General features: G+C 56.8%; 16 protein-coding genes. All 16 read left to right on the top strand.

Going from position 1 to position 18,574, the window contains the following annotated elements; all coding sequences use genetic code 11:
* Positions 1 to 20: 20 nt before the first annotated feature.
* The 16 genes from GQF03_RS01465 (at position 21) to lpxA (ending at position 18,572) form a co-directional block, all read left to right on the top strand.
* A complete protein-coding gene (locus tag GQF03_RS01465) occupies positions 21 to 1,241 on the top strand; it encodes a lipoprotein-releasing ABC transporter permease subunit (protein ID WP_161337409.1) in 1,221 nt (406 codons plus the stop codon).
* Entirely contained in the window at positions 1,234 to 1,914 is a 681-nt protein-coding gene (locus GQF03_RS01460) for an ABC transporter ATP-binding protein (RefSeq protein ID WP_161337408.1), read from the top strand. Before GQF03_RS01465 ends, GQF03_RS01460 begins: the two co-directional genes overlap by 8 nt.
* Positions 1,915 to 2,287: 373 nt before the next feature.
* A complete protein-coding gene (gene dnaE / locus GQF03_RS01455) occupies positions 2,288 to 5,767 on the top strand; it encodes a DNA polymerase III subunit alpha (protein ID WP_161337407.1) in 3,480 nt (1,159 codons plus the stop codon).
* A gap of 193 nt (positions 5,768 to 5,960) precedes the next feature.
* Positions 5,961 to 6,842, top strand: coding sequence for a 30S ribosomal protein S2 (gene rpsB, locus GQF03_RS01450; RefSeq protein ID WP_161337406.1), 882 nt, complete (start codon positions 5,961 to 5,963; stop codon positions 6,840 to 6,842).
* 78 nt (positions 6,843 to 6,920) lie between these two features.
* On the top strand, positions 6,921 to 7,844 hold the full coding sequence (gene tsf / locus GQF03_RS01445; RefSeq protein ID WP_161337405.1) for a translation elongation factor Ts: 924 nt from the start codon (positions 6,921 to 6,923) through the stop codon (positions 7,842 to 7,844).
* 145 nt (positions 7,845 to 7,989) lie between these two features.
* The gene (gene pyrH, locus GQF03_RS01440) at positions 7,990 to 8,706 is read left to right on the top strand and encodes a UMP kinase (RefSeq protein WP_161337404.1); all 717 of its coding nucleotides are present in this window, start codon (positions 7,990 to 7,992) and stop codon (positions 8,704 to 8,706) included.
* Positions 8,707 to 8,778: 72 nt separating this feature from the next.
* Positions 8,779 to 9,336, top strand: coding sequence for a ribosome recycling factor (gene frr, locus GQF03_RS01435; protein ID WP_206376075.1), 558 nt, complete (start codon positions 8,779 to 8,781; stop codon positions 9,334 to 9,336).
* A gap of 3 nt (positions 9,337 to 9,339) precedes the next feature.
* Entirely contained in the window at positions 9,340 to 10,071 is a 732-nt protein-coding gene (locus tag GQF03_RS01430; protein WP_161337403.1) for an isoprenyl transferase, read from the top strand.
* A gap of 1 nt (position 10,072) precedes the next feature.
* Positions 10,073 to 10,888, top strand: coding sequence for a phosphatidate cytidylyltransferase (locus GQF03_RS01425; protein WP_161337402.1), 816 nt, complete (start codon positions 10,073 to 10,075; stop codon positions 10,886 to 10,888).
* A complete protein-coding gene (locus tag GQF03_RS01420; RefSeq protein WP_161337401.1) occupies positions 10,888 to 12,102 on the top strand; it encodes a 1-deoxy-D-xylulose-5-phosphate reductoisomerase in 1,215 nt (404 codons plus the stop codon). Before GQF03_RS01425 ends, GQF03_RS01420 begins: the two co-directional genes overlap by 1 nt.
* Before the next feature lie 14 nt (positions 12,103 to 12,116).
* Complete coding sequence (gene rseP, locus GQF03_RS01415) at positions 12,117 to 13,268, top strand: RIP metalloprotease RseP (protein ID WP_161337400.1); 1,152 nt, start codon at positions 12,117 to 12,119, stop codon at positions 13,266 to 13,268.
* A gap of 63 nt (positions 13,269 to 13,331) precedes the next feature.
* On the top strand, positions 13,332 to 15,614 hold the full coding sequence (gene bamA / locus GQF03_RS01410) for an outer membrane protein assembly factor BamA (protein WP_206376073.1): 2,283 nt from the start codon (positions 13,332 to 13,334) through the stop codon (positions 15,612 to 15,614).
* A 9-nt stretch (positions 15,615 to 15,623) separates the two neighbouring features.
* Complete coding sequence (locus GQF03_RS01405) at positions 15,624 to 16,190, top strand: OmpH/Skp family outer membrane protein (protein ID WP_161337399.1); 567 nt, start codon at positions 15,624 to 15,626, stop codon at positions 16,188 to 16,190.
* Positions 16,190 to 17,218, top strand: coding sequence for a UDP-3-O-(3-hydroxymyristoyl)glucosamine N-acyltransferase (lpxD, locus tag GQF03_RS01400; protein ID WP_161337398.1), 1,029 nt, complete (start codon positions 16,190 to 16,192; stop codon positions 17,216 to 17,218). Before GQF03_RS01405 ends, lpxD begins: the two co-directional genes overlap by 1 nt.
* A complete protein-coding gene (fabZ, locus tag GQF03_RS01395; protein WP_161337397.1) occupies positions 17,215 to 17,679 on the top strand; it encodes a 3-hydroxyacyl-ACP dehydratase FabZ in 465 nt (154 codons plus the stop codon). The genes lpxD and fabZ overlap by 4 nt, the downstream gene beginning before the upstream one ends.
* 107 nt (positions 17,680 to 17,786) lie before the next feature.
* The gene (gene lpxA, locus GQF03_RS01390; RefSeq protein WP_161337396.1) at positions 17,787 to 18,572 is read left to right on the top strand and encodes an acyl-ACP--UDP-N-acetylglucosamine O-acyltransferase; all 786 of its coding nucleotides are present in this window, start codon (positions 17,787 to 17,789) and stop codon (positions 18,570 to 18,572) included.
* Positions 18,573 to 18,574: the final 2 nt, after the last annotated feature.

The following is an 18,574-nucleotide window of genomic DNA, read 5'->3' as shown; positions in this document are numbered from 1 at the left end:
TTTCCCGCTTCGAATGGACGATGGCGCTTCGCTATCTGCGCGCCCGGCGGCAGGAAGGCTTTATTTCCGTCATCGCCACCTTCTCCTTTCTCGGGATCGGTTTGGGCGTCGCGACCCTGATCATTGTTATGTCCGTCATGAACGGCTTCCGCGCCGAGCTGCTTGACCGCATTCTTGGCCTTAACGGTCATTACGAAGTGCGGGCCCCGGCGGAGGAATCGCTTGTGGATTATGGCGGCGTGGTGGCGCGTCTTTCCGCAATTCCCGATGTCAGGCGTGTCACGCCGATCGTCGAGGGGCAGGTGATGGCCTCCGGCAAGGAGGCGAGCGGCGCGCTTGTGCGCGGAATTTCGCCGAACCAGCTGGCCTCGCTCGATGTCATTTCGACGAATATCGTCGACGGCTCTCTCGAGACCTTCGGCGATGACAATTCGATCGTCCTGGGCTACCGGCTCGCGCGCACCCTTGGTGTTGCGGCGGGGGACAAGGTGAAACTCATTTCCGCCAATGGCACGCCGACGGCCTTCGGCACCATGCCGCGGGTGAAAACCTATGACGTTGCGGCGCTCTTCGATACCGGGATGTATGAGTATGACAGCGGCTATATCTATATGTCGCTGACGGCGGCGCAGAGTTATTTCCGTCTCGGCGACGGCGTTACCGCGCTCGAGGTTTATGCGTCGGACCCCGAGAAGGCGCTCGAGATCCGCCGCGAGATTATCCAGGCGGTGAATATCCGCGCCTTCATCTATGACTGGCAGCAGTCCCGCGCGAGTTTCTTCAATGCCTTGGAGGTCGAGCGGAACGTCATGTTCCTGATCCTGACTCTGATCATTCTCGTCGCGGCCTTCAACATCATTTCAAGCCTGATCATGCTGGTGAAGGACAAGGGGCGGGATATCGCCATTCTTCGCACCATGGGGGCGACGCGCGGCATGATCATGCGCGTCTTCTTTATTTCGGGTGCCAGCATCGGCGTGATCGGCACGGCCTTCGGCTTTGCGCTCGGGCTCGGTTTTTGCGCCAATATCGACCGTATCAAGGGCCTGATTGAAGGTATGACGGGGGCGGAGCTTTTCTCTGCCGAGATTTATTTCCTCTCCCATCTGCCCGCCAAGATCGATCCGGTTGAGGTGACGACGGTAGTTATCATGGCACTCGTCATTTCGCTGCTGGCGACAATTTATCCTTCCTGGCGGGCGGCGCGTCTCGATCCGGTGGAGGCGCTGCGATATGAGTGAGCCGGTCCTGAAGCTTGAAAATATCGGTCGCACCTTCGCGCAGGGGCAGGAAAAGCTGCTGGTGCTCGAAAATGTGGAGCTGGAGCTGCGCCCCGGCGAGATTGTCGCGTTGCTCGGCCCGTCGGGCTCCGGCAAGTCGACGCTTCTGCAGATTGCCGGACTTCTTGAGCCGCCGACGAGCGGCACCGTTGTTATCGACGGGATCGATTGCAGCAAGGCGCGCGATAACAAACGGACCGAGGTGCGCCGCGATAAGATCGGCTTCGTTTACCAGTTTCATCATCTGCTGCCGGAATTCTCGGCGCTTGAGAATGTCATGATGCCGAACCTGATCGCCGGCGTCGCCAAGTCGGCGGCGAGGGCGCATGCGACGGAGCTCCTGACGCGCATGGGGCTCGCGGAGCGGCTGTCGCATCGTCCGGCGAAACTCTCGGGCGGGGAGCAGCAGCGCGTTGCCATCGCCCGGGCGCTCGCCAATGACCCGCTTGTCTTGCTTGCCGACGAACCGACCGGCAACCTTGATGAGCAGACCGCCGAAATGGTGTTTAATTATTTCCTCGATGCGACCCGCGACCGTAAAGTCGCCGCGCTGGTCGCCACGCACAATATCGAACTCGCCCGCCGCATGGACCGCGTCCTCCATGTCCGCGATCATCATCTTGTGACGGCATAGCGGGCAGTTTTCCGCTCTATCCATTAATATCCTGATTTAATGTGAAAAACTGGCGTTGAAATAACTCATTGACAAAAGAACAAAACAAGAACATTATGCCTTTCAACAGACAAAAAGGAGCAGCATCATGGATCTCGACCAGATAATAAAAAGTGGATTTGAATGTGCGGCCTTCGCGAGTGCGCTGGGGCTGATGGTCTTCTGGGCGGATATCGTTGCGGGGCTGACGGGTTGACAGTCGCAGGACGGCGGGGGCGGCTAACTGAAGGGAGTTATCCACAGAAAACTTCATAGGAGAGGCTGTCAAGGCCTTACCTTTTGACGAGGACATGCGATAGTGGGGCGGCTTAAATCACAGATTGGAGACGTGCCGTTGCCAGTAGCGAAAGCGGGCCCCCGTTTTGTCCATTTGCGTGTCCATTCCGCCTATTCCCTCTCGGAGGGGGCGGTGCCGGTCAAGGATATCCTGAAACTCTGCCGCAATTGCCAGATGCCGGCGGTGGCCATCACGGATACCAACAACATGTTCGGCGCCCTCGAATTTTCGCTGGCCATGATGGGCGGCGGCGTGCAGCCGATCATCGGGTGCCAGATTGCGATCACGCGCGAGGACGGCGTCGACAGGAGCGGACGGCGGCCCGAACCGGATCCCGTTGTGTTGCTGGCGCAGGACGAGGCCGGCTATAACAACCTTCTCAAACTGACGTCCCATGCCTTCCTCAAGACGGAGGCGGGAGAGACCGCGCAGGTTCCGTTTGAGATGCTGTCGGAAAATGCGACGGGCCTGATCTGTCTTACCGGGGGGGCGGAAGGGCCGCTCGGCCGGCGTATCGCCGCGGATCAGATTGACGCGGCGGAAATGTATGCCCGCAAGCTCAAAGAAGTTTTTGATGGCCGCCTTTATATGGAGCTTCAGCGGCACGGCCTTCCGCTCGAGAAGAAAACCGAGCCCGGATTTTTAAAGATCGCCTATGATCTTGATATCCCGCTCGTGGCCACCAACGAAGTTTTCTTCGCGGACCGGGGCATGTATGAGGCGCATGACGCGCTGCTCTGTATTGCCGCCGGCAAATATGTAGGCGATCAGGATCGCATCAAGCGTACGCCCGAGCATTATTTCAAATCCCAGTCGGAAATGATCGAGCTTTTCTCCGACCTGCCCGAAGCCATCGACAATACATTGGTGATTGCGATGCGCTGCGCCGTGGCCTCGCCGAAGCGTGACCCGATCCTGCCGGCCTTTTCCTCGGCGGAGGGGCGTGATGAGGCCGGAGAGCTTGCGGCCATGGCAACGAAAGGCCTCAAACGCCGTCTTGAAAATGAGGTCTTTACGGAGAGCATGACGGAGGCGGAGCGGGAAACTGTATCGAAGGAATATTTCGACCGTCTCGAGTATGAGATCGGGGTGATCAATGAAATGGGATTCCCCGGCTATTTCCTGATCGTTTCCGATTTCATCCAATGGTCGAAGGAGCATGACGTGCCGGTCGGGCCCGGTCGCGGCTCGGGGGCAGGGTCGGTGGTTGCCTGGGCGCTTACCATCACCGATCTCGATCCGCTTCGTTTCGGTCTGCTGTTCGAACGCTTCCTCAACCCCGAGCGCGTGTCGATGCCGGACTTCGATATCGACTTCTGCCAGGACAAGCGTGAGCAGGTCATCCGCTATGTGCAGGAAAAATACGGTCACGACCAGGTCGCGCAGATCATCACCTTCGGTAAGTTGCAGGCGAAGGCGGCGGTGCGCGATGTCGGGCGCGTGCTGCAGATGCCCTATGGGCAGGTGGACCGGATCAGCAAGATGATCCCGGCCAACCCGGCCAATCCGGTGAGCCTCCAGCAGGCACTGGATACGGAGCCGCGCTTGCGCGAGGAACGAGCGACGGACCCGGAGGTGGCGAAGCTTCTCGAGATCGCGCTGCAGCTCGAGGGATTGTACCGCCATGCCTCGACCCACGCGGCCGGCGTCGTGATTGGCGACCGCCCGCTCGACGAGCTGGTCCCCCTCTACCGCGATCCGCGCTCGGACATGCCCGTGACGCAGTTCTCCATGAAATATGCCGAGACGGCGGGTCTGGTGAAGTTCGACTTTCTCGGCCTGAAGACCCTGACCGTGCTGGATCGCGCGAAGGCGCTTCTGGCCCGTCGCGGGATCGAGGTCGATTATGCGAAGGTGCCGCTCGATGATCCGGCGGTGTTCGAGCTTCTCTCCACCGGCAACACCATCGGCATCTTCCAGCTGGAAAGTTCCGGCATGCGGGACATGCTCAGAAAGATGCGCCCCGACGCCTTCGAGGATATCATCGCCATCGTCGCGCTCTACCGGCCGGGGCCCATGGAAAACATCCCGACCTATATCCGCCGCAAGCATGGGGAGGAGGAGCCGGATTATCTCCATCCGGAACTGAAACCGGTGCTCGAGGAGACATACGGCGTCATCATCTATCAGGAGCAGGTGATGGAGATCGCCAAGACGCTCGCGGGCTACAGCCTTGGCGATGCCGATCTCCTGCGCCGGGCGATGGGCAAGAAAATCCAGTCCGAAATGGACCAGCAGCGCGCGATTTTTGCCAAAGGCGCGCATGAGAAGGGGATTACCCAGAAGGACGCAACGCATATCTTTGATCTGGTGGCGAAATTCGCCAACTATGGCTTCAACAAATCCCATGCCGCCGCCTATGCGCTCGTCTCCTATCATACGGCCTGGCTGAAGGCGAATTACCCGGTCGAGTTCATGGCGGCCTCCATGAGCCTCGATATGAACAATACGGACAAGCTCAATATCTTCCGCCAGGATCTGGAGCGGATGAAGATCCCGGTTTATCCGCCCTGCCTGAACAAGTCGGAAGTAGAATTCACGGTGGAATTCGACGGGGAACAGGGGGCGGTGCGCTATGCCCTTGCGGCGGTCAAGAACGTCGGGCGCGAAGCCATGGCGGGAATAGTGCGCGAGCGAGAGGAAAACGGCCCCTATCGGGATCTGTTCGACTTCGCGGAGCGGCTCAATCCGAAATATATGAACAAGCGCCAGGCGGAGAATCTTGTCCGCGCCGGCGCCTTTGACGATCTTCTCGATCATCGCGCACAGGTGTTCGCCTCAATTGAAATTCTGTTGCGTCAGGCCCAGCAGTCAGAGGAGGAGAGGGGATCCGGCCAGGTCAATCTCTTTGGCGGCGGCGCCGAGACATTGGCGGCCCGCCCACCGCTTCCGCAGCCGTCCCGCTGGACGGCGATGGAGCAGTTGAAGCAGGAGTTCGATGCGATCGGCTTCTATCTTTCGGGCCATCCGCTGGATGCTTGGGACAAGACCCTCGACAAAGCGGGTGTGCGCGATGCGGCGGGGTATCTCGCCAGCCTTGGCGCCTCTGAAAGTGCGGCGACCCTCGCCGGGACGGTGATGGGAAAGCGTGAGCTTCGGACGCGAAAGGGCAAGCCACTCGCCTTCGTCCAGCTTTCGGACGCCACCGGCGCCTTTGAAGTGACGATGTTCGCCGAAACACTCGATAAGTACCGCGACCTTCTGGTGGTGGGGCAATCGTTGGTACTGCGCGTCACAGGCAATCTTGACAGCGATCAGCCGCGGCTCACGGTGCAAAGCCTGCAACGGCTCGAATCCCTCGCGGCGAACATAGCGGACGGTGTGCGTATTTTCGCCAATGACGACAGGCCGCTTGCGGACGTCGCCGCGATCCTCCGTCAGGGCGGCCGGGGCCGGGGGCGCGTCGCGTTTGTCCTCAACCTGGAGGATGAAGCGAAGGAAATAGAATTCGATCTGTCGGATCAGGTGAATATCACGCCAGAAGTGCGGCAGGCGCTCAAATCCGCGCCCGGGGTCATCGATGTGCATGATATTTGACGTTCAACGGTGTAAATCGGTGTAATCCGGTATTTTTCCCTTGCATATTGCGGCGTACCGGCCTAATTAGCGCACTGTTAAATTCACACGTGAGCTTTGGGCAGGGCTGTGTTGGTCTTTCCCTTCCGGTGTTCTCGGGATAATCCGCAGGACCACGGCTCACGGAGGTTCAACCGGAAAAGGAGATTGCAGAATGGCTCTGCCTACTTTTACTATGCGTCAGCTTCTGGAAGCTGGTGTTCACTTTGGTCACCAATCCCGCCGCTGGAACCCGAAAATGGGTCCCTATATTTTCGGCGCCCGTAACAAAATCCATATTCTCGATCTGCAGCAGACCGTGCCGATGCTTTATCAGGCGCTCAAGGTCGTGCGTGATACGGTTGCGGGCGGCGGACGTGTTCTGTTCGTCGGCACCAAGCGTCAGGCCTCCGATGTGATCGCCGAAAGCGCGAAGCAATGCGCGCAGTTCTATGTCAACCATCGCTGGCTCGGCGGTATGCTGACCAACTGGAAGACGGTTTCGGAATCAATCAAGCAGCTTCGCAAGCTTGAAGAGCAGCTGTCCGAGGAACATACGGGGCTGACCAAGAAGGAAGTTCTGAAAATGACCCGCCAGCGCGATAAACTCGAACGCGCTCTTGGCGGCATCAAGGAAATGGGCGGCCTGCCGAACATCATCGTGGTGATTGACACCAACAAGGAAGAACTGGCGGTTCAGGAAGCGAACAAACTCGGTATTCCGGTGGTCGCGATCCTCGACAGCAATTCCGATCCCGATGGCATCACCTATCCGGTGCCGGGCAATGATGATGCCCTTCGCGCCATCAGCCTCTATTGCGATCTCTTCAAGCAGGCGGTTATCGACGGTATCTCCATGGAAATGGCAAGCCAGGGCACCGATCTTGGGGCGGCGGAGACTCCGGCGATGACCGAGGAACTTCCGGCTGAGGAAGCGCCGGCCGCTGAGGAAAAGGCGGAAGCCGCGCCGGAAGAGGCCGTGGCGGAACCTGAAGCTGTAGCTGAAGCTGAAGCCCCTGTAGCCGAAGGCGAGGACGAAAGCGCGAAAGCGTCTTAAATCTGTGAGTGGCGCCCCCATATAATGGCCAAAGCCGGGGCGCTATCCCATTTAAGAAAAGAAATGTGAGGACAAGTTATGACTGCTATTACAGCGGGACTGGTTAAAGAACTTCGCACCCGGTCCGGTGCGGGAATGATGGATTGCAAGAAAGCTCTGACGGAAACGAACGGCGATATGGATGCGGCGATTGACTGGCTTCGGACCAAGGGTCTGGCCACGGCCGCCAAGAAATCCGGTCGCGTTGCCGCCGAAGGTCTGGTTGCCGTAACGGCAAGCGGGACGTCCGGCGCCGTTGTTGAGGTCAATGCCGAGACCGATTTCGTCGGCCGTAACGAGGATTTCCAGAAACTGGTAAGCGGCATTGCCACCGTTGCCGCCGAAAAGGGCGCCGATGTCGACGTTATCAAGGCAAGCCCCTTTCCGGGCGCGTCTGTAACGGTTGAGGAAAAGCTGACCGACGCCATCGCTACCATCGGTGAGAATATGGCGCTTCGCCGCGCGGCGACGATCACCGTCGACAAGGGTGTCGTCGCGTCCTACGTCCACAACGCGGTTGCGGAAGGACTTGGCAAAATCGGCATTCTCGTCGGACTTGAGAGCGAGGGCGACACCGAAGCGCTCGCGACCCTTGGCAAGCAGATTGCCATGCATGTCGCCGCGACGAGCCCGCAGTCGATCAGCGTTGCCGATCTTGATCCCGCCGCGGTTGACCGCGAACGCGCCGTTCTGTCGCAGCAGGCCCGCGAATCCGGCAAGCCGGAAGAAATTATCGGCAAGATGGTCGAAGGTCGGCTGAGCAAGTTCTACAAGGACGTTGTTCTGCTTGAACAGACTTTCGTCGTTGACGGCGAAAATTCGGTTAAAGCGGCAATTGACGCCGTCGCCAAGCAGATTGGCAAGCCGATCACCGTTGTCGGCATGGTCCGCTTCGCCGTCGGCGAGGGGATCGAAAAGGAAGAAAGCGACTTCGCAGCGGAAGTCGCCGCCGCCGCTCGATAGTCGCGGACGGAAGGAAAACATATGGCGGTCTCCGGTTGGGGCCGCCATATTTTTTTGTGCGGCATCGCTGCTTTTCAAATCATACTTTTTCTGTATGCTGTCATGCCGACGCCATTAACCATAGTATTCAGTTTCGGGGAAAAATATGTCGAAAACGCCTCAATACCAAAGGGTTCTCTTGAAATGTTCTGGCGAAGCGCTTCTGGGAAACCAGCAATATGGTATTGATGTAGAGACAGTTTCCCGCATTGCCAAGGATATCAGCGCCGCCCATGCCATGGGGGTGGAGGTTTGCGTCGTTGTCGGCGGCGGCAATATATTTCGCGGCATTTCCGGGACAGCCAAGGGCATGGACCGCTCCAGTGCCGACTATATGGGCATGCTTGCGACCGTGATGAACGCACTTGCCCTGCAAAATGCGATCGAGGCGCTCGGCATGCACAGCCGCGTTCTGTCGGCGATCCCGATGTCGGCAGTGTGCGAGCCCTATATCCGCCGCCGGGCGGAGCGGCATCTGGAAAAAGGCCGTATCGTCATATTTGCGGCCGGCACGGGCAATCCCTATTTTACGACGGACACGGCGGCGGCGCTTCGCGCGGCGGAAATGAAATGCAACGCGCTTCTCAAGGGCACGAATGTCGACGGGGTCTATGACAAGGACCCGCGCCTGCATGCGGACGCGGAACGCTACGACACCCTGTCGCATCTTGATGTGCTGGCGAAAGATCTCAAGGTAATGGACGCGGCGGCAATTTCCCTGGCGCGGGAGAACAAGATTCCCATTCTTGTTTTTTCCATTCAGGAAGAAGGGGCCTTCGCCCGTGTCCTTAAAAAAGAAGGTTGTTTCACAGAAGTCGTATAGCAGTGTAATATTGCCCGGTTTAACAGTGAGAAGACGCTGGGATGACCATCCCGGCGATGGAGGATAATTAAGATGGCGGCGCCAAACATGAAAGATCTCGAAAAACGCATGAAAGGTGCGCTTGAGGCGCTTAAGCACGAATTTGCGGGACTGCGCACGGGCCGGGCGCATATCAGCCTTCTGGATACTGTCATGGTGGAAAGCTACGGCGCGTCCATGCCGATCAATCAGGTCGGCACCGTGAGCACGCCGGAGCCGCGGATGCTGAGTGTCCAGGTGTGGGACAAGAATAATGTGAAGGCCGTCGAGAAGGGCATCCGGAACGCAGGGCTTGGGCTCAATCCGGTTGTTGACGGGACGATGGTCCGGGTTCCGATCCCCGAACTGACGGAGGAACGGCGCGCGGAGCTTGCCAAGGTGGCGGCAACCTATGGCGAGAATGCCAAGATCGCCATCCGCAACGTCCGCCGACATGGCATGGATGACGCCAAGACGGCGGAAAAAGACGGGGATCTTTCCGAAGACGAGCGGAAAAAGGCGGAAGATGATATTCAGAAGCTTACGGACAATTACGTCCATAAGGTGGATGAGATGCTGTCGGAGAAGCAGCAGGAAATCATGCAGGTCTGACGCATGGAAGTCGTGCCCTCCCTGAATTCCGGCGAGCAGGCCGTCCCAGCGCATGTTGCGATCATCATGGATGGCAACGGCCGCTGGGCGGCGAAACGGTCCTTGCAACGCCTGCGCGGGCATGAGCAGGGGGCCGAAGCGGTGCGGGAGGCATTGAAAGGATGCGACGAGCTCGGCATTCGCTATCTGACGCTCTTTGCCTTTTCCTCCGAAAACTGGAGCCGCCCGGTCGAGGAAGTCAATCACCTGATGGGCCTCTTCCGCTTTTTCTTCAGAAAAGAGATCAAGGCCCTTTGTGACGCCGGCATCAAGGTTAAATTTATTGGTAATATCAGTAAATTACCGGAAGATGTTCAGGGACTTATTGAAGAAATAAAGGACCTGACGAAGGATAATAGCAAGCTCATCCTGACGATTGCGCTGAGCTACGGCAGCCAGTCCGAAATTGCCGGTGCGATGCGCGTCCTTGGCGCGAAAATCAAGTCTGGCGAGCTGTCGCCCGAAGATATTGATGAGACTCTGATTTCTCGGCATCTAGAAACGGCGGATCTTCCCGATCCGGACCTCCTGATCCGCACAAGCGGTGAGAAAAGGCTGAGCAATTTTCTCCTCTGGCAATGCGCCTATACGGAATTCGTCTTTCTCGATGTGCTCTGGCCTGACTTTCGAAAAGAGGATTTGCAGGCGGCGGTGCGGGAATTCGGTAGCCGACAACGCCGGTACGGAGCGCTTTAGGGTGCTTTTGTCTTCCCTGACGTCGCCGCAGCAGCGGGTTATTTCGGCGCTTGTCCTCGCGCCGGTCGCGATTGGCGCGCTTTACCTGGGCGGTTTCTTCTTTCTTCTCTTTCTGATCGGGGCCGCGGCCATCATGGCCTATGAATGGTGCCGGGCATCGCTCGAAAGCTCTCCCGGCGTGATAACCGTCCTGACCGGGCTTACATTAATAGTCGCGCTTTCAATGATCGGAAAAATTCAAATAACTGAGGTCGTTGGAATTATTATCTCAGGTGCGATCTTAATAACAATCGTAGCCTATTTCCGGAAAAAGACCAAAGCGCTTGTCTGGGCGTTTTTCGGCCCCATCTGTATTGGTGCACCTGTCATTGCGCTGATGACGCTGAGATCAATCCCGGAGACGGGCTTTGCGCTGACGTTTGGTTTGTTTCTGGTCATCTGGGCGACAGATATTGGCGCCTATTTCAGCGGAAAAACGATCGGCGGTCCCAAGATCGCGCCGTCAATCAGCCCAAACAAGACCTGGGCGGGCCTCATCGGCGGCATGATTTCGGCAATGATTGTTGCATGGGCGGTAAATCATTTCCTCATTGGCGGACAGATTGCGCCAATCGCCGTGCTGGGATTGGGCGCGATATGTGCTATTCTGGCGCAGGTCGGTGATTTCGCCGAATCCGCCTGGAAACGCCATTTCGGGATCAAGGATGCCAGCAATCTCATTCCCGGTCATGGCGGCGTGATGGACCGGCTGGATGGGATTTTTCTGACGGCGCCCTTGCTGATGGTGCTTGTGATGCTAAAAAATGGAATGCAGTGATGAGTTTAAGCCCCGCGGCAACTGAAATTTCGATTAATCCGCGGCCCGACGTCCGGCGTGTCAGTATTTTCGGCTCAACCGGTTCGATCGGTGTCAATACGCTCGATCTGATCGCCGGCGCGCCGGACCGCTTCCAGGTGGAGGTCTTGACGGCGAACGAAAATGCCGCGCTGCTCGCGGAACAGGCGTTGAAATTCGGTGCAAACCTCGCGGTGATCGGCAACGAAGCCAAATACCGGGAACTTAAATCACTGCTGTCGGGAAGCGGTATCGAAGTCGCCGCGGGTGAAACAGCGCTGTCGGAGGCGGCCTCGCGCAACGTCGATTGGGTGATGCTCGGGATTGTTGGCGCGGCCGGACTGGCGCCGACGCTTGCCGCGGCGCGTGCCGGTGCAATTATCGCAATCGCCAACAAGGAAGCCCTTGTCTGCGGCGGTGATCTGGTGCTTGCGGAAGTGAAGAAATATGGCGCGACGCTGCTACCGGTCGACAGCGAGCATAACGCAATTTTCCAGGTTCTTGATTTCGACCAGATTGAAAATGTTTCCCGTTTGGTGCTGACGGCATCCGGCGGCCCGTTCCTCGACTTTTCCATTGACGAGATGAAGACAGTCACGCGGGATCAGGCGCTTGCGCATCCCAATTGGGACATGGGCGCGAAAATCTCCATCGACAGCGCCACGATGATGAACAAGGGACTCGAATTTATCGAGGCGGTACGCCTGTTTCCGGTGCCAGCGGAGCAGATCGACATCCTGGTGCATCCGCAGTCGGTAATTCACAGCATGGTCGAATATTCCGATGGATCGGTGCTTGCGCAGATGGGCGCGCCCGATATGAGAACACCGATTTCCTATACCCTTGGCTGGCCGGAACGGCACGGCTTTGCGGCGGAACGGCTGGATCTCGCAAAGATTGGATCGCTGACCTTCCAGGCGCCCGATTTGGTGAAATTTCCGGCCATCAGGCTCGCCCGTGAGGCGCTGAGTACTGGAAAATCGGCGCCAACCGTCCTAAATGCCTCGAATGAGGTGGCGGTCCACGGTTTTCTCGAAGACCGGATCGGCTTTCTTGATATCGCCGCGGTCGTTGAGGAGTCGCTGGCCCGCGCGCCGATTACTGAGCTCACCTCGATTGAGGATATTTTTGAATGCGATAGGCAAAGCCGGGAGCAGGCGCAAATTATTATGGCGTCGTATCAGGCCCGTCTCTGAAATGGTATAGTTACATGGATTTTTTAGTCGAAAACTGGATATATATTCCCGCCTTCCTGATTGTGATCACGGTGCTGGTTTTTGTCCATGAATATGGACATTACAAGGTGGCGCGGTTGTGCGGCGTGAAAGTCGACGCCTTTGCTATCGGCTTCGGACCGGAAATCTGGGGGCGGTATGACCGACATGGATGCCGCTGGAAAGTCTGCGCCGTGCCGTTTGGGGGATATGTGAAATTTTATGGCGACGCCGGCGTTGCCAGTGATGCGGCCGAGGACATCGACGAGATGTCTGACGACGAGAAAAAAGTAAGCTTTCATCATAAATCGCTTCTCCAGCGCGCCGCGGTTGTTGTCGCGGGGCCGGCGGCCAACTTCATTTTTGCGATTGTCGCGATGGCGATCCTTTACATGGCGCTCGGTCAGGCGCAGACACCGCCGGTTGCCGGTGAAGTGCAGCCGGACAGCGCGGCGGCCGAGGCGGGCATAGAACCCGGCGATCGTGTCCTCTCGGTGAATGGAAGTGCGATAAGCAGCTTTGAAGAGCTGCGCCGGACCGTTCTTGTCGGGCTGGATGAACCGTTGAAGATGAAGGTGGACCGGGGCGGCAGTATTATCGATCTTTCGGTAACGCCGAAAATCGTCGAGGAAGTGGATGCGGATGGCAATGTCCAGCGGATCGGCCGCCTCGGGATCGTCTCGACCGGGCGGGAGTTTGTCAAACATGGCCCGATCAGCGCCTTATCGAGCGCCGTCGACCAGACATGGTTCATTACGACAGCAACGCTGAAAGGCGTCGGTCAGATGATAGTGGGCGCGCGGGATACAAAAGAATTGAGCGGCCCGCTCGGCATTCTCAAAATGTCTGGTGATGCCGCGAAACGTGGTGACGACCTGCTGGACAATGCGCTTTCCCTGTTCAATTTCATGATCTTCGTATCCATCAGCCTTGGTCTGATCAACCTTTTTCCGGTGCCGATGCTGGACGGGGGTCATTTGGCCTTTTATGCCTATGAAGCGGTCCGGGGCAAACCACCCTCGGCAAAAGCAATGGAATTCAGTTTCCGAATTGGACTATCTCTCGTTCTGATGCTAATGGTATTTGCGACGTGGAATGACATTAACAAACCATGGGTAAAAGATTTTTTCACGGGCTTGTTTTCCTGACAAGCAAGGTCTGATAGAACTGTTCGACGATAACTGAGGGTTTCCGCTCAGGGGGGTGGGATTTTGCGCGTATTCGTACTACTTGCAGTGTTCGCATTTGCAACGCTCGCGGCGATGCTGCCGGTCAGCCAGTCGGTCTATGCGCAGTCTTCAGTCATACTTTCAGATATTCGTGTCGAGGGAAACCAGCGGATCGAGGATGATACGGTCAAATCCTATCTCCTGATCACGGCCGGGGCGCCTTATGATCGCTCCCGCGTTGACCGGTCTCTCAAGGCGCTTTTCAATACCGGTCTTTTCGCCGACGTCACCATTCGCCAGGAAGGCACGGTTCTGATCGTCAATGTGGTTGAAAACCCGATCATCAACCGGCTCGCGTTCGAAGGAAACCGGCGCATCGATGACGATACGTTGCTTGCGGAAATTCAGCTGCGTCCACGTATCGTCTATACACGTGCGCGTGTGCAGAATGATGTTCAGCGGATCATCACCGTCTACCGCCGCAGCGGCCGATTTGCGGCGACGGTGGAACCGAAGGTTATCCTGCTCCCGGAAAACCGCGTCGATCTTGTCTTTGAGATTAACGAAGGCGAGCAGACCGGGATCAAGAAAATCCGCTTTTATGGCAACAAGCATTTCAGCGACCGGCAATTGTTGAGCGAGATTTCGACGGAAGAGACCCGCTGGTACAACTTCCTTTCCGATACCGACACCTATGATCCGGACCGGCTGACGTTCGATCGGGAACTGCTGCGGAAGTTTTATCTTTCCAAGGGATATGCGGATTTTCGTGTGGTCTCCGCCATTGCCGAACTGACACCTGACCGCGACGGCTTCTTCATTACCTTCGCCGTGGAGGAGGGCGCGAAATACACCTTCGGCGCCATCGATGTGAAAAGCGAGATCAAGGATCTGCCGGCGGACACCTTGTTGGATCAGGTCACGACAATTGAAGGGGAAACCTACAATGCGGACAAGATCGAAGATTCGATCCAGAAACTGACGTTCGAGGCCGGAAAGCTTGGCTACGCCTTTGTCAACGTGCGTCCCCGCATCGAGCGGGATCGCGAGAACCTGACGATCTCGGTCACCTACGAGATTAATAAGGGACCCCGCGTCTATGTCGAGCGTATCAATATCACTGGTAACGTGCGGACGCTGGATTATGTCATCCGCCGCGAAATGAAACTGGCGGAAGGCGATGCCTTCAATACCGCGCTCCTCCGCCTGTCGCGCTCCCGTATTCGCGGCCTTGATTTCTTCGAAAAGGTTGAAGTGACTCAGGAAGAAGGAACGGCGGCGGACAAGACGGTCATCAATGTCGATGTTCAGGAAAAATCAACGGGTGAGCTCAGCGTTGGCGCCGGTTTCTCGACGACGGACTCCGTATCCGCCGATCTCCAAATCCGGGAACGCAATCTTCTCGGGCGCGGTCAGGACCTGCGTTTTGGCGTATCCGTAGGCGCCGATGCCCAGACGATCGATATCGGATTTACGGAGCCTTATTTCCTTGACCGTGATCTCAGCGCCGGCTTTGACTTGTTCCGGACTGTCCGCGACTATCAGGATGAAAGTGGCTACGACCTGGAACGTACCGGATTTGTCCTGCGCTCAGGTTTCCCGATCAAGGAATTTGTCCGCGGCGATGTCTTCTACAGCCTGGTGAATGAAAAGATCGATAACCTGACCGCAAGTGCGCCGGTTGGTATTCAAAAAGCCGCCGGCGATTATCTGATTTCCTCCGTCGGATACACCATTACAATCAGTGACCTTGATGATACATTGTTCCCGACCACCGGCAGCAAATACACCTTTGGCCAGACGGTTTCCGGCCTCGGTGGTGATGTGCGTTCTCTCGCGACAAACGCAAGCTATGTTCGTTTCTTCCCTGTCTATGAGAATGACGTGGTTCTAAGCCTCGGAGTCAACGGCGGATATATTTTCGGTTTGGGTGAAGACGTGATCCTTACCCAGCGCTATAATGTCGGCGGAAGAAATTTCCGGGGCTTTGAAAGCCGGGGTATCGGCCCCAGGGATATCGCGTCAGGAGACGCGCTTGGCGGTAATGCCTATGTGATCGGCACGGCCGAGTTGCGTTTCCCGGTCGGTCTACCCGATGAATATGGCGTCTTGGGGCGGACATTCATTGACGTCGGCACGCTTACGGGGATCGATGATGATGATCCCGGGATTGTTGACAAGGCAAGCCCGCGGGCTTCGATCGGCGTCGGCCTTAACTGGGTATCGCCATTTGGCCCGATCCAGATTAATGTGGCGGTTCCTGTCGTGAAGGAAGATTTCGACAAGGAAGAGGTCTTCCAGCTTGATTTCGGTACGCGGTTCTAGGAAAGGGAAATGCTCACCAGAATGATGAAAATCGTATCTCTGCTGTTTTTTATGCTGGCGTTCGTCGTGCAACCGGGGTTCGCGGAACCGATGGTCAAGGCCAGCATCGGCGTTGTCGACATGCAGAAAATCATGAGTGAGCTTGCCGTGGTCAAGGACATCAATTCGCAGATCAAGGCGTTGGAGGAAAAGACGAATGCCGATCTCTCCGCGATGGAAGAAAAACTGAAAGAAGAAAAGTCCCAGATCGAGCGTCAGAAGACGCTGGTTACGCCTGAGGCCTTCGCCGAGAAACAGGCCGCATTCAACCGTAAAGTCGCGACATTTCGCGTTGAGGTAAAGGACAAGACGGCGCAATTGCAGCGCAGCCGCATTAATGCCCTCAGCAAGATCAGGGAACAGATTTTGCCGGTCATGCGCAAGGTCATGGATGAATATGGGGCGACTGTCGTTCTGGATGTCAGTGAGATCTTATTTGCAGAGAAGCCGTTGAACCTGACCGAACCGGTAATTGAACGCCTCAACAAGGATTTGAAGAAGATCAAGGTCGATCTTGTCCCACTGAAGAAAAGCTGATGCCTGATCCCCATTTTTACCAAGTCGCCGGCCCGTTCTCGCTCGCCGAACTTGCCGAACTGCCGGATGTCGAACTGGCGCCAGGGGTCGACCCGGATGTGTTGATTTCCGATGTGAGACCGCTGGATCAGGCGGGTGAGGGGGACCTTACTTTCCTCAGCAATCCCAAATATGTTGGAGAGTTCCTGAAAACCAACGCCACCGCCTGCATTGCGGCGCGCAAGGCATTGGACAAGTTTCCGGAGGGGCTTTCCATTCTCGTATCGGCGGACCCCTACAAAGCCTATGCGCGGATCGCCAATAAATTCTATCCGCCTGTCCTCGGCAACGGCGATATTCATCCGACGGCCCTTATTTCGCCCAAGGCAACGGTGGGCGATAATGCGTCGATCGGGCCATATGTCGTCATAGAAGAGGATGTCGTCATTGGCGAAAATTCAATAATCGGCGCGCATTCCCTGCTCTCAAAAGGAATCAGTCTTGGCCGGAATTGCCGGATTGGCGCGGGTGTGGTGCTAAGCTACTGCCAGATTGGCGATAATGTGCTTATCCATAACGGCGTGAAAATCGGGCAGGACGGATTTGGTTTCGCGCCCGATCCCGTGGCGCATGTAAAGATTCCCCAGCTCGGCCGGGTTATTATCGGATCCAATTGCGAGTTCGGGGCGAATACGACAATTGACCGCGGTTCCGGGCCGGATACAACGATTGGCGATAATACCTGGCTTGATAATATGGTTCAGGTCGCCCACAACGTCACCATCGGAAAAGGCGTGATTATTGCCGCCCAGACCGGTATCTCCGGCAGCACGGTTGTTGAGGATTACGTGGTGATCGGTGGGCAGGTTGGTCTTGCCGGGCATATCCGGATTGGGACCGGCGCCCAGATTTCGGCAAAGTCCGGGGTTATATCGGACGTGCCGGCAGGTGAAATCTATGCCGGGTTCCCGGCGCGCCCGCGTAAGCAGTTTTTCCGCCAAATGGCGGTCTTGGGAAAGTTATCCAAAAGCAAGGGTTCCGTAAAATGACTGAAAACCGTTCCACAGATACCGCCGAAGCCCTCGATATCCTGAATATTCTGGACATGATACCGCACCGCTATCCGTTGCTGCTGGTTGACCGGCTCGTCGACATTGTTCCGGGTGTTTCGGCGACGGGCATCAAAAATGTCACGATGAACGAACCGCAGTTCCAGGGACATTTTCCCGGCCGTCCGATCATGCCCGGTGTGATGATCGTGGAATCGATGGCGCAAACCGCCGGCGTTCTCGTGATAAAGACGCTTGGCGCGGAATCGCAGGGCAAGCATGTCCTCTTCATGTCTATTGATAACGCCCGGTTCCGCAAGCCGGTCACGCCTGGCGACACGATGCATGTGCATGTAGAGGTGAAGCAAAACCGCGGCGCCGTCTGGCGCTTTGGCGGCGTGGTCAAGGTCGATGGCAAAAAAGTTGCCGAGGCGGATTTCTCGGCCATGATCGTTGATTGAAATATCGGGTAACCGGTTGTAACACAGCTTGATTTGTGGTCAGGCCTGTTCCGCGTTAGCTATAGCGCAATATTTTCATATATATGAGTAGAATAACTGGATACCGAATGGGTAATATTCATCAGACCGCGATTATTGAAGACGGCGCCACCGTCCATCCGGAGGCCGTGGTTGGGCCTTTTTGCGTGGTGGGCAAGGATGTGACGCTTGCGGCGGGCGTCACGCTCAAATCCCATGTGGCGGTTGATGGGCGGACCCGGATTGGCGGCGGTACGACAATCTTTCCCTTTGCCTCGATCGGGCATGTGCCGCAGGATTTGAAATACCACGGCGAGAAATCCGAACTTGTCATCGGCGAGAACTGCACGATCCGAGAGCATGTGACCATCAATCCGGGGACCGAAGGCGGAGGCATGAAAACCCGGATCGGGGATAACTGCCTGCTGATGATCGGCGCCCATGTCGCCCATGACTGCGTCATCGGAAATCATGTCATCCTTGTGAATAATGCGACTCTGGGCGGTCATGTCGTACTTGGCGATTTCGTCATTATTGGCGGGCTTTCCGCAGTGCATCAGTTCGTCCGTATTGGCGAACATGCGATGATCGGCGGGGCTTCCGGTGTGGAGACAGACGTGATTCCCTTCGGATCGGCAACGGGCAATCGGGCGACGCTCGCGGGGCTTAACCTTACCGGCATGAAGCGGCGCAATTTTTCGCGCGACGATATTCATGCCCTGCGCAGCGCCTATAAATATCTTTTTACCGGGGATGGCACCTTCGCGGAACGGTGCAAGACGCTGTCGGCGGATATCGCCAAATTCCCGTCCGTTCAAACGGTTCTGAAATTTATCAATGACGAAACAAAGCGTGGATTCTGCCAGCCCGAGTGAGG

Origin of the sequence: Sneathiella chungangensis, from assembly GCF_009882935.1 — a bacterium.
Taxonomy (GTDB): domain Bacteria; phylum Pseudomonadota; class Alphaproteobacteria; order Sneathiellales; family Sneathiellaceae; genus Sneathiella; species Sneathiella chungangensis.
Note: the sequence above shows the minus strand (reverse complement) of the source record. Positions and strands in the feature narration are given on the sequence as shown.

What these genes read in the sequence shown, in the direction of transcription:
- GQF03_RS01465 (WP_161337409.1), top strand. Translation starts at nt 21, where the DNA reads ATGGCGCTTCGCTATCTGCGCGCCCGGCGGCAGGAAGGCTTTATTTCC.
- GQF03_RS01460 (WP_161337408.1), top strand. Translation starts at nt 1,234, where the DNA reads ATGAGTGAGCCGGTCCTGAAGCTTGAAAATATCGGTCGCACCTTCGCG.
- rpsB (WP_161337406.1), top strand. Translation starts at nt 5,961, where the DNA reads ATGGCTCTGCCTACTTTTACTATGCGTCAGCTTCTGGAAGCTGGTGTT.
- tsf (WP_161337405.1), top strand. Translation starts at nt 6,921, where the DNA reads ATGACTGCTATTACAGCGGGACTGGTTAAAGAACTTCGCACCCGGTCC.
- pyrH (WP_161337404.1), top strand. Translation starts at nt 7,990, where the DNA reads ATGTCGAAAACGCCTCAATACCAAAGGGTTCTCTTGAAATGTTCTGGC.
- frr (WP_206376075.1), top strand. Translation starts at nt 8,779, where the DNA reads ATGGCGGCGCCAAACATGAAAGATCTCGAAAAACGCATGAAAGGTGCG.
- GQF03_RS01430 (WP_161337403.1), top strand. Translation starts at nt 9,340, where the DNA reads ATGGAAGTCGTGCCCTCCCTGAATTCCGGCGAGCAGGCCGTCCCAGCG.
- GQF03_RS01420 (WP_161337401.1), top strand. Translation starts at nt 10,888, where the DNA reads ATGAGTTTAAGCCCCGCGGCAACTGAAATTTCGATTAATCCGCGGCCC.
- rseP (WP_161337400.1), top strand. Translation starts at nt 12,117, where the DNA reads ATGGATTTTTTAGTCGAAAACTGGATATATATTCCCGCCTTCCTGATT.
- GQF03_RS01405 (WP_161337399.1), top strand. Translation starts at nt 15,624, where the DNA reads ATGCTCACCAGAATGATGAAAATCGTATCTCTGCTGTTTTTTATGCTG.
- lpxD (WP_161337398.1), top strand. Translation starts at nt 16,190, where the DNA reads ATGCCTGATCCCCATTTTTACCAAGTCGCCGGCCCGTTCTCGCTCGCC.
- fabZ (WP_161337397.1), top strand. Translation starts at nt 17,215, where the DNA reads ATGACTGAAAACCGTTCCACAGATACCGCCGAAGCCCTCGATATCCTG.
- lpxA (WP_161337396.1), top strand. Translation starts at nt 17,787, where the DNA reads ATGGGTAATATTCATCAGACCGCGATTATTGAAGACGGCGCCACCGTC.